Below are 14,151 nucleotides of genomic sequence, written 5' to 3' on the forward strand. Positions count from 1 at the left end.
TCAAAATTCAACATTCAAAATTCATAATTTTATAAAGTTTTCCTTAAGATTATCTAAACACATACATTTTGTAAAGCGTTATGGAATTAACTATAAATAAATAAACATACCCATTTTTCCCTCCTTTAATCCTTACGAAAAATTTCCCACCGAATTGCAAATTTCTATGGTAGACATGACTTTGCTAACAGCGATATACCCATCGTGATGAGTAAGCAAAAACCCATAATAAAAATCAAAGCAATATTTTCTATTCCCAGCTCTTTCCTTACCTCTTTCTCGCTTTTATCTGAAATAACAAATGTTTTTTCTGTATCACCTTTTGCAATAACAATATCATCTTCAGGTTTTTGGGGTTGTTTAAGTTCTTCTTCGAATAATCCTTGCTCTATTTGCTCGCGCGCTTTATCCCATTCTTCAATACTTATCTGGCCATTTTTATCGACATCAAACTGTTTAAGTTTCTCTTTGTCTTTTTTTAAGCTACGGAGTCTTTCCCGAAGCTTCTTTTTACGGTCTAAAACAGCATCTTTAAATTTTCTTACTGTGCCTAAAACATATACCTGTTCATCCGGTTGAATATACCACTCTGTGTAGCGTATTTCTCCACCACCCGTTGCATCGACATGTTGGTAATCAACCGGTAAGATTGCTTCCGCATCTAATGGGTCAACCAGTATCTTACCCGTATCGTCTTCAATATAGAAATAATTCGTAGATTTTTCTTCCTTTACAACTTCCCAATAACTTCTTCCCTCGGAATCTTCTTGTTCTTTTTCTATTGTAAACCTATAGTATACGCAATCAGTATAAGTTAACGGACTTTTTAAGGGGAATCTTTGTTTTGCTTTACCGGTAAGTTCAGCAAAACCCATTGCCACAGAACGAATTTTTGAAGTTGGTATGTTTTCTACTAATCTCTTCTTGCGGAATTGCACAAAGCTGTTTAGAAAAAGATAAAAAAACAACTAAAATCACTAGTATTTCAGGAGCATATCCAAATATTTTTGCCTCTTCGAAAGAAACTTTGCCTGAAGCGCAGGCAATAAGAATTGCAAGAACTGTGACTACGAATACCAGAATAACCAAAATTTTTCGTTTAAATAATTTCTCGTTTTTCAAGGATTTTATTCAGAATACTAAACGATTATGATTTTTTTACCCTATCCACATATTTCCCCGATGCTGTATCAACGATTATAACATCTCCCTCCTTTATGAATTGGGGGACAAGAATTTCCATATTGTTCTCCAGGGTTGCACTCTTAAATGGAGCACCAGATGAGCCCTCATGGATAGCAGAGGCTGTGCTTTCTACCTTAAGTGTAATTGTCTTTGGAAAATCAATGTTTACAGGCTTTCCATCATAGAATTCAACCATAATCTCTGTATTCTCCTTAAGATATTGGCTAATGCCTCCCACCACAGAAGATGGGAGAGCAAATTGCTCATATGTCTCTTTGTTCATAAAATAATAATTTAAGCCATCGTTATAGATGTATTCCATAGGATACTTATCTAATGTTACATCCTCGATCAGGTCATTTCCATGGAAGGTTGCCTGGGTTATGGATTGATTCTCAATATTTTGAATCTTTAGATGGACAATCCTTCCTGCCTTTGCCGCACCTCCAAATTCAAGATTCAAGACCCTATAGAGCTTTCCATCTACCATTACAACCCTTCCCTCCCTTGCCTCTTCTGCCTTAATCATCCTTTCACCTCTATTTTATAATTTACATCAAAAGATGTATTTTTTTCAAGTAAAATTGTTGCCATTATGATAAGGCCTTGTTGGATTACATCAAAACATCTTTCTGATTGGGAAACCGTGTATAGAGGTATCTTCCAGAATATAACATCTTTATTGCTTTTTATAATTATATTATCCATTTCTATCCTTTTCCCCCTTATTTCTTCCTCTTTATCATCAATAATAGAAAAACAAAATTCAACGCCAAACAACCCAGAAATCCCCTTTGTTTTGTATTTAAATTCAAGGGAATCCTTGTGTAAAATAATTTCCTTAGAGATTGAAATATTTTCATCGCAATATGAAAGCAAAACATTAGAATCCTTGATTTGATAGCGATAAGGCTTTTCATAGGGCTTAAAGAGCCAGGCAATAGAGCCTTCTTTTACATTCTTTAACCCTGTATCGGGAGAAAATATATGGTCTTGTAAAGAATTGTGGGTATATTGGTCATAGAAGAGAAAGGAAGAAGCAGAGGATAGGTCTTTCTTTACCTCGTGAATGCTTGGCGTTTTAGACTCCTCCTCAATTGGGCATTCCTTAAGAAAGCTGTGATATGCCTCTTTTCTCCTTGAAATTATATCTGTTATATTTTTACCCCCTGTATCTATTTCAGAGATAATTCCACCCTTATAGGGCTCGATAATAAGGCTAAAGGGCGATTTTTTTATATAAATTTCATTCTTTAGGTCATTGTTAATGTCTTTTTCTATAACAACATCTTTAACAAAACCCTCCGCCTTAATAAGGTTTGAATAAAGGCTATTTCTTAAATGAGGAAGGTAAAGCCCGCCAAACACACCATGCCAATATCCACAATTGCATTGTGCCTTATAGAGAAATTTCCTTGCCTCTCTATTTTCTCCAATAATATTTGAGGTAAAAACCATCCTCTTATGCAAATGGTCTGCCTCAGGGTATTTTATAAAGAAATTCCTAAAATATCCCCCTTTTAAGAATTCCCTTGCTTTATCATAGAACCCTATCCTTTTTGCCTCCTCAATTACATTATGAAACCTCTCGCAAGATAATGTCAAAAGGCACCATTCGGTCATCTCCTCATAAGAGGCACAGGGGATATAGACCTTCCCAGAGGAAGGGAATTTTTCAAGGTATTCGCTAAATCTCTCTGTCTTAAGCCAGTTTTTATTCTCCTCCAATAATTGGAAAAATGCTTCAAGCCATCCATCTATATATACCCATTTATGTGTCCCAGGCCAAAGGCCAAATTTCTCTCCATCATCACCCATTGTCAAGCAAGCATCAGGAGGCTTTATCTTTAGATAATCTATGATCTCTTCTGGTCTTCTAAATGGAATAAAATAGCGTAGGTTTTTATCAATAGGAAATATTCCTAGGGTATTTCCCTGCTCTTCGGTTAAAAAATAGCCAGAAAGGCTATCTATGGGAATCCCTGACCAGAGAAAATGGGTATCATCTATGGTTGTATATTTTAAAAAAGGAACAAGCTTTGGAATAGAAGGCTCCCAAATCCTCTCGGAAAGCCAAAAACCTTTTGGCTCTATATCAAAATGGGCTTTTAAAAAATCATCCATCATCTCAATCTGAGCCTTTGCATCGGCTTCGGGGATTATGGGAAGAATTGGCTCATAAAATCCACCCGATAAAATTTCTACCCTTCCTTCGCTTATAAGGTTTTTTATTCTTTGTAAGAAATCTGGGTGATTTTCTAAAAGCCATTCAAGGAGGCATCCGCTATAATGGAGATTTATTTTTATCTCTGGATGCTTCTCAAATACATCCAGAAATGGCTTGTATGCCTTTTGATATGCATCCTCAAATACATAGGAAAAATTCCCAACCGGCTGATGGGAATGGAGACAGAGGAGAAGATTCATTGGAATGCGGAATTTAGAATGCGGAATGCGGAATGTGAATTGCGAATTTTGTAACCCCTGACCCCTGACTCCTGACTCCTGACTCTCATTAACATGACCATTTCATTGCTTCATATTCAGGGGTGGGAACAAACATTGATATATAACCGGATTTTGGCCAATTTTCAATAACCATCCCGCTTCTTTCCAATGATACTGTGAACCTTACCTCCTCCTTTTGACCTACAGAGATAATCTCAAAAGGAATAGCTAGCTCTAATATTTTAGAAAATGCTATATTCTCTAAATCTTCCTTTTTTATCAAGCTTCCCTCAGATGCAATCTCAAATAGCTCTCCCTTTCCATTTTTTGAAACTATTACCTTATACCTTGCCTTTGTCTCTATATTTATTACCAAAAACTCATTCTCTAAAAAATGATTGAGCACATCAATAGCAATATAAAGGGTTTTAAGGTCATAGCCATACATTATCTTCTTTATCCTATTCTCTGAATAATGCATTGTTCCGCCAGAAAAGCTTATCTCATAGCTGCCTGCACATAGCCACTCATAATAGCTGGTTATCCTTCCATCTATTATAGGAGAGATAGAATGAATAGGAAAGGTTAGGGGCTTTATAAATTTTGGCTTTGTTATTGCCTCATCAAGATAGAAGGGAGGTGTTTTTCCCATGATTTTATAGACATTCTTAAGGTGTGTTCTAAAGATAAGGTCAAAGATATCATCCTGTGAACACTCAAAATCATCGCCATACCACCAGAACCAATCAGAGCCTTCTGCAATATATATCTCCTCCCATGCACTTTTGTTATTTGGCATATTTCTTATAAGCTCATCCCTTGTATTTTTAAGATAATCCCAAGCCTTATCCTTTTCTATCTTTCCCCTCCAAATTCTAAAGGAATGGTCAATCCAGCTGCCTGGGTATATATTGGTAAGTTTTGTAGATTCTTTTGCTATATTTGCGAATTCAGAGAATGTTATTGTCTTTAGATCAGAAAGGCTTGACAATTCCTCATATATTCCAGAAAGGAATGCCTCTCCACCATCCTTATAGTATTCCCAAGGGTTTTCACCATCAAGGATTATGCTTACTATATGCTCACCAGGGATAGCAGAGACATAATCCCTTATTCTCTTGAGATGACTGATAAAATCAGAAATAGCATTCTCTGGCTTATTCTGTGAATAGACAAAGGATATTAAATTTGAAAGGTTTTTGTCCCTGAAGAATACCTTTACCCCCTCTAGCTCATACATCTTGTATATTGAATGCCTACCTAGGTTTGGAATTGTATTAAAAAGAATCTCCTCATCGGTTGCACACCAGGAAATTTCAGATTGCGAAAGAAGGGGGAATATCTCATCCGAAACACCACCCTCGGGTGGCCACATACCCCTGGGAGGCTTTCCAAACATTTCAGAATAAAGGCTTATAGCATTTTCGAGCTGAGCTTTTGCATCCTCTTTCAAATCAAACCCTCCCCTCTTTCCATCCATAAGTAAAGGTAGGATTGGGTGATAGAATGGGCTGGTTGAAATTTCAATTTGACCTTTATCCTGAAGATTTTTGTATTTTAGAATTATTGATGCAGCTATTTCCCTTTGTTTTTTAAGGAGTGTTTGCTTTTCATTCTCTGTAAAATCTTCGCCTTTTATAAAAAGGTTATTTATAAATTCATCCTCCCTTGCCTTAAATCCAAACCAGCTTAGGTTATAAAAAACCTGGAGGTCTCTTATATCCCTCTCGGAAAATTCATTTATTCTCTTTTTAATCTCATTTATTGATACATTTTTTCCCCTCTTCTGCAATAATTGCTTGAACCTTGGATATGGAAAAACCATTGTCTCCCAATTGCATAAGAAAAAGTTTGAAAGGAGGTATATTTTATCATCGTCGGTTAAAGAATTAGCAGGTTTTTTGCTTATTTCATAATGGTAATCAGCTACATCATTCTTTGCAATATCCCTAATTTGGGACAAAAGGGATGGTGTAAGGTTAAAGGTTGCCTTAATATTTGGAAATTTCTCAAGGATAGATGCCATATCATAATAGCCCTTTGTTGAATGAAGCCTTACCCAGGGAAGGGTATATGAATTTGTAAGGCTATCCTTATAGAATGGCTGATGGAGGTGCCATAGAAATGAGAGATACAATGTTTTCATGGTAAATCTGCTTCCCTTAATGCCTTTGCTGCCTCCTCTGGCGGCGTTGGGTTTATATAAAACCCGCTTCCCCATTCAAACCCGGCAACCCTAGTAAGCTTTGGCATTATCTCAATATGCCAGTGAAAATCCTCATTCAATGTCTGCCAATAACCCCTTCTGGCAAACCTGTTGGGTGCGGTATGGATAATATAGTTATATTGAGGGTCATTAAGGCAGGTAGCAAGCTTCTTAAAGACTATAGAAAAAATCTCTGCCAATAAATTATTGTTCTTTTTTACAGCCTCAGAATGGAAGTCTATATCGTGGTGCTTGGGAAGGATGCATATCTCAAAGGGAAACCTTGAGGCATATGGACAGAATGCAACAAATCCATCGTTCTCAGAGACTATTCTTTTCTCAAGGAAAAGTTCTTCCTCCATAATATCGCAGAAGAGACACCTCTCTTTTGCTTTAAAATAGGCTTCTGCACCTTGCAATTCTCCCTTTACAGTCCTTGGCGTAACAGGCGTTGCAATAAGCTGGGTATGTGGATGAAATAGAGATGCACCTGCCTCTATGCCCTTATTCTTAAAGACAAGGACATACCTCATATTAAGGTCTTTATGTAAATCTTCAATTCTGTGCTGAAGAGTAAAAATAACATTCTTTATCTCATCAAGGGATTGATCCTTAATATGCTTATGGTGATCCGGCGTTTCTATAATAACCTCATGGGCACCATACCCTATCATTATATCATATACACCCCTTCCCTTTTTTGCCAATTTTTCATCGATGCCCAAAGCTGGGAATTTATTGGGAACAACCCTTATATCCCATCCTCTTTCATCTGGTTTTGAGCCGGGTTTTCTTATGCTATAAATCTCCTTTGGTGTCATCCATTCATTTCCAGGGCAAAATGGGCAACTACCAACATCTGTTTTTTCTGGAGGCTTTTCAAATGCGCCAGGTCTTTTCCCCCTTTCCGAGGCAATAATAACCCACCTTCCCAATATCGGATCCTTCCTTAATTCACTCATCCCTTAATTATATATCGTCATTTTTTAAAAAAATCTTTACCTTAAATTTTGACTTTTGATTTTTATTTTGCTTCCCCTTCTCCTGTTATTACAGAAAGAAGCTCGGCAACATCTGTGGCTTTGCTTATAGCCTCCTCTGGGCTAATCAGACCTTCTTTTGAGAGGTCAATAAGGGATTGATTCAAAGAGACCATTCCCTGCCTCCTTCCCACCTGTAAAAATGAGGGAATTTGATATGTTCTGCCCTCCCTGATTAAATTTCTTACCGCAGGAACAGCGATCAAAATCTCAAATGCGGCAATTCTTCCTTTGCCATCAGCCCTTTTCAAAAGAACCTGGGAGACAATACCCTGAAGGTTTGCGGCTAATTGAATACGCACCTGTTGTTGCTGATGGGGAGGGAAAACATCTATTATTCTATCTATTGTCTGGGTTGCATCTGGTGTATGAAGGGTTGCCAAAACAAGGTGTCCTGTCTCTGCCGCGGTAATGGCTGTTTGAATTGTCTCTAAGTCCCTCATTTCACCAATAAGAATTATATCAGGGTCTTGACGAAACATATGCTTTAAGGCATCTTTAAAGCTTAATGTATCAGAACCAACCTGCCTCTGATTTATAACAGCCTTTTTAGATGAATGGACAAATTCAATGGGATCCTCAACCGTAACAATATGTGAGGTGCTATTTTCATTTATAAAATCTATTAAAGCTGCCAGGGTGGTTGACTTTCCAGATGAGGCAGGGCCTGTTACCAGAATCATCCCCCTTGGTCTTGTGCATAGGCTCTTTACCACAGAAGGGATTTTTAGCTCATCCATGGTTGGGATTTTATATGGAATTGCCCTGAACACAGAAGCCACGCTCCTTTGCTGATAGAATATATGCATCCTAAACCTTGAGAGGTTCTTTATGTCCATACAGAGATCAAGAGAGAGGTCCTTCTTGAACCTCTCCTTCTGGGCATCTGTAAGCAATGCCAAAGATAGGCTCTCTGCCTCCTCCTGGGTAAAGGGCCTTATTTCTTTTAAAGATATAAGATCTCCGGCTATCCTAAGAAGGGGCGAGGAATGTGCCTTGATATGGAGGTCAGAAGCCTCCTTCTTCAGCATCAACTCCAAAAGCTTCTCAATAATCAAAGTCGCTTCGCTCCTAAATTGTAAATTTGAAATTTGCAATTTACCATTTGCAACTTACAATTCATAACGCTATTCCCATCCTTAATGCCCTTTGTTCAAAATCTGCTGGGTTTGATGTCTTTTGTATTGCCTCAGAATAAGAAACAATACCCCTTCTTGTTAGATTTAAAAGGCTCTGGTCAAGGGTTTGCATTCCAAATTTTGCACCTGCCTGGATAATAGAATATATCTGCTCTGATTTGCCTGTCCTTATAAGGCTTCTTACACCTGTATTTGCCACCATAAGCTCTGTAGCAACAATCCTTCCCTTTCCATCTGCCTTAATAAGAAGCGTCTGGGAAAGAACGCCCTGAATGGTCATGGCAAGCTGTGCCCTTACCTGTGCCTGCTGATCAGGCGGATATACATCTATTATTCTATTTATGGTTGAAACAGCATCGGTTGTATGGAGGGTTGTTAAAACGAGGTGCCCCATCTCTGCAGCTGTTACAGCGGCAGAGATTGTTTCCAGGTCTCTTAGCTCACCAACCAGGATGATGTCAGGATCCTCCCTTATCACAGCCTTTAGGGCATCGGCAAAGCTCTTTGTATCTACACCAAGCTCCCTCTGGCTTATGCTGGCAAGATTATCCTTATAAACAAATTCTATTGGATCTTCAATGGTAATAATATTCCCCCTCCTTTTTGAGTTTATATAATTTACCATTGCTGCCAGGGTGGTTGACTTTCCAGAGCCGGTTGGACCTGTAACCAAAAATATTCCCCTCTGCTTAATGGCTATGTCCTTTAATGTTAAAGGAAGCTCAAGCTCTTCAATGGTTGGAATATTTAATGGAATTGCCCTGATCGCCGCACCCACAAAACCCCTCTGCCAGAAAAGGTTCATCCGAAACCTTGTTTCAAAACCCTCTGGCGTATAGGCAATATCAAGCTCCATTGTTTCTTCAAAGATTCTTTTTCTCTCATCGTTTAATATCTCGTATAGGATATTTTTTGTATCATTAGCGGTAAGCTTTTGGGTATTGGGCTTTGTTAGCCTTCCATTTATCCGAAATATTGGCGGCTCTTCTGCCTTTATATGAAGGTCAGAACCCTTTCTTTCAAGAAGCTCTTTTAATAATCCATCTATTTTTGCCATTTAATTTAAATATATCAAGATTTTAAGAATTTGTCAAGGAATTTTACCTCATCATCTTTGGTCTTTATCTTCCCATCCAATTTAAGATAAAAGAGTTCCCTTAATATCTTTTTATATATAGGACCAGGCTTAATTCCCCTCTTTTTTAGGTAATCACCGGTAAGATAAAGGGAGGTCTTTCTAAGCACAATAAGGAATAAAAATACCCTTTTTTTTATAATAATGCTCCTTGTCTTTGACATTATAAAGACCAAGCCCTCAAGGGGCATCTTGTTTAACCTCTCATAAATTGCGCTATTTTTAAGGCTTTTATTCTTTAAGAACAAAAGAATTTCTTTGTCCTCCTTTATCCTTAAAACATCCCTTCTTATTTTAGAAGAAAACCTTAATCTAAAAAGAAATTTTTCTGCCTCCTCTTTTGTAAGAGAATCCACAAGGACAAGGAGATGAAGCAGGGATATGTCTATTTCATCCTCAAGGATTGATGCCTGAAGCAAAGCCTCCCTGGCCCTTAAAAATCCATTTTTATTTACCCTCAAACCTTGATGAATAAAATTTAAGCCACCTAATTTAGAAAGACGCAAAAAAGCCTTCTGGGGTCTTTCGTCAGACAAGATAAGCCAAAGCTCATTTCTTATCCTAGGTTTGCTTATCTGTGATAAACAGCCATTCTTTATCGCCTCAAATGCTTCCTTTTCTGTTTCTCTATCCATCTTAAATCCCAAGCGCGATTCAAACCTTACCGCCCTCAAAATCCTTGTTGGATCATCAATAAAGCTTTTTTTATGGAGAATTTTTATTCTTTTATTCTTAATGTCATCACAACCTCCATAAACATCTATCAGGTTTCCCTTTCCCCTTTTGTTTAAAAAAATCCCTAAGGTATTCATGGTAAAATCCCGGCGTTTTAAATCTTTTTTTAAGGATGCCTCCTTTACAAGGGGAAGGGCCCCTGGATGCCTATAGACCTCAGAGCGAGATGTAGCAATATCTATCTTTATTCCGTTTTTTAAAATTTGTGCTGTTTTGAACTTAGGGTGAAAAATACAATCCAAAGAAAGCCTCTCGCTTAATTTTTTTGCAAACAATATTCCATCTCCCACAATCAAAATATCAAGGCTTTTTGAGACTTTTCCCATAATCAGGTCCCTTACAAACCCGCCAATAATATAGCAAGAAACCTTCATTTCATCTGCCAATTTAGATGCCTCATCTATAAAATCACGAAGGAAAGAAGGAACCTTTGCCTCTATGAGAAACAAAAGGTTTCTTTTATTCCTCCTTATCCTTGAAATAAGCATCCTTTTTAGCTCTAAAATAGACCTCTCTTTTATGGTTGCCGAACCTGCCTCAGGATGACCACCTCCCCCAAAATCAGAAAGAATCGCTCCCACATCTATATCTTTTATTCTTGACCTTGCAATAATATGGATATGCTCTTCTTTTTTAATCAGGATAAACAAACAAGAAAATCCTTCTATATCCATCATTCTATGGGCAAGGATAGCCAAATCGCCAATATATTTATCTATTTTTAAAAAGGAAAATGCAATATCAATATTGTTTATCTTATAAACCCTTGTGGATGCAAGTAGTTTTGAAAGAAGGATAATTTCATCCTTGCTGGGAGCTGTGTTTAGATACGATGAAACAAAAGAAAGGTCTGCACCCTTCTTAAGAAGCCATAAAACAGAGGATATGTCCTCTTTTCTTGTGGTTGGAAATGTTAAAGAGCCTGTATCTTCATATATCCCAAGGCAAAACAAGGATGCCTCCTCTTTTGTGATCTCTATCCTTTTTTTTCTTAAAATTTCTAAAAGTATGGTAATGGTTGCTCCATATTCCTTTGTTATTACCCTGTTTCCTGATATATCATCTGGCTGGTTTGGGTGATGATCATAGATATAAATAGGAATATCCTTAACTTGTGAAAATTTCCCAATCCTTCTTTTCTCCCTTGTATCAACAAGGATAAGCCTTTTTATATCCTTTAAGCTTATCTGTTTTGATTTTAAAATCCCCTGGGGATTTTGAAAAAGAAAGTTTTTTACTACAGCTTCACAAGAACCAGATAAAACCTTCTTTGCAGATGGATAAAGCTTGGCTGCGGCAACAATAGAGGCAATGGCATCAAAATCTGCATTTGTATGGGTGGTGATAACATCCATAGCAGGAAGCACGAAATAATATTCGTTCCTCTAAATTATATTGTTTTGAATTTTTAATTTTAGTTATTTGAATTTTTTTTATTTCGAATTTCATTTTTTTATTAAAGCTAAACATTTATTCCCTTACCGGCATAATGATATAGATAATGTTAGGGTTATCTTTAATTTTTATAATCCCTTTATCTATATTATTAGAAACAGCGAATATGATTTTATTATTAGAAATATTTTTTAAAACATCAAGGATATATTTTGGATTAAATAAAATACTAAATTCATCACCTTTATAATCTATCTCTATTTCCTCTCTTACATCACCTAAACTACTTTCTGCGGTAATAAAAAGCCTATTTTTTTCTGTAATAAATTTGGAAGAATTATCTCCCTCTTGGCTGATAAGGGATATCCTTCTTAAAACAGAATGAAATATATCCCTATCTAATTCAATTTCCCTTAAAGGCTCTTTGGGAATGATTTTATTATAATCGGGAAACTTCCCCTCTAATTGCCTTGAGATAAACAATATATTTTCTGTCTCTATTCCTATTTCCTTATCAGAAATATAAACCTTTATATCCTTCTCAATACCCCTTAATACCTTTATTATCTCATAAACGGCCTTTATAGGAATTATAATACTTATACTATCTTTTATTTCTAAATTATCTGAGATAACACTTAATCTATATTTATCACTTGTTACCATTTTTATTTTATTATTCCCTAATTCTAAATATATTCCACAAAATGGGATAAGTGTTTCATCCTGTGAGGCTGAAAATATAACCATTCTTATCATCTCTAGTAAAAGATTTGGGGGAATATTAAATTCTATATCCCATTTAATCTTTGGAAAGCTTGGAAATTCCTCAGGTGGTATTCCTGTAAGATGAAATATAGAGCCCTTAGAACTTATTTTTGTTTTTAGATTATCTACCTCTATTATAATTTCATCCTCTAAATTATTTATAATCTCGGTAAGTTTTCTTCCTGGAAGGAGGATAGAACCATCTTTTTCTATATCTATTTTTTGTTTATATTTTATAGACATATTCATATCTGTCCCAATAGTGGTTAAATATCCATCTTTTGCTTCAAAAAAGATATTATTTAATATAGGTATAGGCGATTTGAGATTAGAAATCAAGGTTTTTTGAAATTGATCCTGTAATATCTCTTTTTTAGAAATTATTTTCATAAATAATAATAATAATGTGAAAATCTTAATAAGTCTACTTTTATTTTATATTTTAAATACTTATTATTAACAGCCATTTGTTAATAAAAATAATAATTTTTTTATTAAAAGGTTATTCAGATATGCTTGTTGATAAATTATCTATGGTTATTTTTAGGTCTTTATTATATTGAAGTCTTTTTTCTATTTTATTACAAGCATAAAGGACGGTTGTATGGTCTTTTCCTCCAAATTCCCTTCCAATTTCGGGAAGGGAGAAATTTGTTAATTTTTTACAAAGATACATCGCAATATGCCTGGGAAGAATATTTGATGAGCTTCTATTTTTTGCTTTTATATCTTCAATTTTTATATTAAAGTATTTGGCTACTTTTTTTTGTATAGTGGATATAGAAATATTTAAATCATCCTTTTTAGAGACCATATCCTTTAATATTTCTTCAATAATCTTAAGGGTAATTTTTTTTCCCTCTAATATATAGCGGGCAATTACCCTAATCATTACACCCTCTAATTCCCTAATATTGGTTTTTATTTTACCTGCTATAAAATGAAGGATATCCTCATCTATTTTTATATTTTCATTCTCTGTTATCCTTTTTAAAATTGCTATTCTTGTCTCCAGATCTGGTGGTTGAATGTCTGTCATTAAGCCACTTTCAAACCTTGATCTCAACCTTTCCTCAATAGTTGGAATATCCTTTGGTGGCCTATCAGAGGTTAAAACCATCTGCCTTCCCGATTCATAAAGGGTATTAAATGTATGGAAGAATTCATCCTGTGTTTGCTCTTTTCCTTGTAAAAATTGAATATCATCAATTAAGAGGGTATTTATATTTCTATACTTTTCTTTGAATTTTAAAGGCTGATTAAATTGTATAGAATCAATAAACTCATTTGTAAATTGCTCGGTTGATACATAAATTATCTTTAAGGAAGGATTTTTTGAGAATATATGGCTTCCGATTGCCTGCATAAGATGGGTTTTTCCCAAACCAACACCACCATAGATAAACAAAGGATTATAGGCATGGCCTGGCTTTTCAGCAACCGCCCAGGATGCTGCATGGGCAAACCTATTATTCTCTCCAATCACAAAGGATTTAAATGTATATTTTGGATTTAGGGTTAGGGGAAATGGTGGGGTAAGCTTGCTTTTTATGTTATCTATTTTTTTAATAAATGTATCCTTAATAGATTTATCAACCACATAATCAAGGGAAATAGGGTTATTTATAAGCCCTGAAAGGGTTTTTTCTAAAGCGTTTTTATAGCACCCCTCAAGCTGATCCTTAAAATATTTATTGGGAATGGCGATTTTAAATTTATTGTCAACTATTGTCAGGGGTTTTATTGGTTTAAGCCAAAGCTCAAACTTTTCCTCGGGAATATCTTTTTTAAGGATGTTTAATGCCTCTTCCCAAAACTCTTTTTCCATTTTTAACAAGTTATTAACAGGTTTTTATATTCTCTTTAAAATAAAGAACTTGTTTTTTTATCTTAAGAATATTTCCTTGTTTTTCAAGGCCCCTTTTTATCCACAGGTTATTAACCCTGTGAATAACTCTTAAGTCATTGAAACAAAAGAAGTTATAAAGCCTTACCATCAGAAAACCTTGATTTTAATTGTAAAGTTTAAATTTTTATTAAATTTTAAGATTTACAATTTATATCTTTATATCTTATTATTCTATTTTAGTAAAGGTCAAG

10 protein-coding genes are annotated in these 14,151 nt (G+C 35.5%); all 10 read right to left on the reverse strand.

Annotated features, from left to right (window positions below; all coding sequences use genetic code 11):
* Positions 1-164: 164 nt before the first annotated feature.
* Entirely contained in the window at positions 165-875 is a 711-nt protein-coding gene (locus tag AB1397_05860) for a GIDE domain-containing protein (GenBank protein ID MEW6482511.1), read from the reverse strand.
* Between the two features lie 272 nt (positions 876-1,147).
* Positions 1,148-1,714, reverse strand: a complete 567-nt coding sequence (locus AB1397_05865) for an elongation factor P (protein MEW6482512.1) — start codon at positions 1,712-1,714, stop codon at positions 1,148-1,150.
* On the reverse strand, positions 1,711-3,612 hold the full coding sequence (locus AB1397_05870) for an alpha-amylase/4-alpha-glucanotransferase domain-containing protein (protein ID MEW6482513.1): 1,902 nt from the start codon (positions 3,610-3,612) through the stop codon (positions 1,711-1,713). The genes AB1397_05865 and AB1397_05870 overlap by 4 nt, the downstream gene beginning before the upstream one ends.
* 88 nt (positions 3,613-3,700) lie before the next feature.
* Complete coding sequence (locus AB1397_05875) at positions 3,701-5,779, reverse strand: glycoside hydrolase family 57 protein (protein MEW6482514.1); 2,079 nt, start codon at positions 5,777-5,779, stop codon at positions 3,701-3,703.
* Complete coding sequence (gene galT, locus AB1397_05880) at positions 5,776-6,801, reverse strand: galactose-1-phosphate uridylyltransferase (GenBank protein ID MEW6482515.1); 1,026 nt, start codon at positions 6,799-6,801, stop codon at positions 5,776-5,778. The genes AB1397_05875 and galT overlap by 4 nt, the downstream gene beginning before the upstream one ends.
* 62 nt (positions 6,802-6,863) lie before the next feature.
* Positions 6,864-7,976 carry a type IV pilus twitching motility protein PilT gene (locus AB1397_05885; GenBank protein ID MEW6482516.1) on the reverse strand — a complete coding sequence of 371 codons (1,113 nt, stop codon included), beginning with the start codon at positions 7,974-7,976 and terminating at the stop codon, positions 6,864-6,866.
* A 22-nt stretch (positions 7,977-7,998) separates the two neighbouring features.
* Positions 7,999-9,075: a type IV pilus twitching motility protein PilT gene (locus tag AB1397_05890; protein MEW6482517.1), complete on the reverse strand. Its 1,077-nt coding sequence runs from the start codon at positions 9,073-9,075 to the stop codon at positions 7,999-8,001.
* Between the two features lie 14 nt (positions 9,076-9,089).
* On the reverse strand, positions 9,090-11,255 hold the full coding sequence (locus tag AB1397_05895; protein ID MEW6482518.1) for a DHH family phosphoesterase: 2,166 nt from the start codon (positions 11,253-11,255) through the stop codon (positions 9,090-9,092).
* 103 nt (positions 11,256-11,358) lie between these two features.
* The gene (dnaN, locus tag AB1397_05900) at positions 11,359-12,441 is read right to left on the reverse strand and encodes a DNA polymerase III subunit beta (GenBank protein MEW6482519.1); all 1,083 of its coding nucleotides are present in this window, start codon (positions 12,439-12,441) and stop codon (positions 11,359-11,361) included.
* Positions 12,442-12,553: 112 nt separating this feature from the next.
* Entirely contained in the window at positions 12,554-13,879 is a 1,326-nt protein-coding gene (dnaA, locus tag AB1397_05905) for a chromosomal replication initiator protein DnaA (GenBank protein MEW6482520.1), read from the reverse strand.
* Positions 13,880-14,151 lie beyond the last annotated feature (272 nt).

The organism is bacterium (assembly GCA_040756715.1).
Taxonomy (GTDB): domain Bacteria; phylum UBA9089; class UBA9088; order UBA9088; family UBA9088; genus JBFLYE01.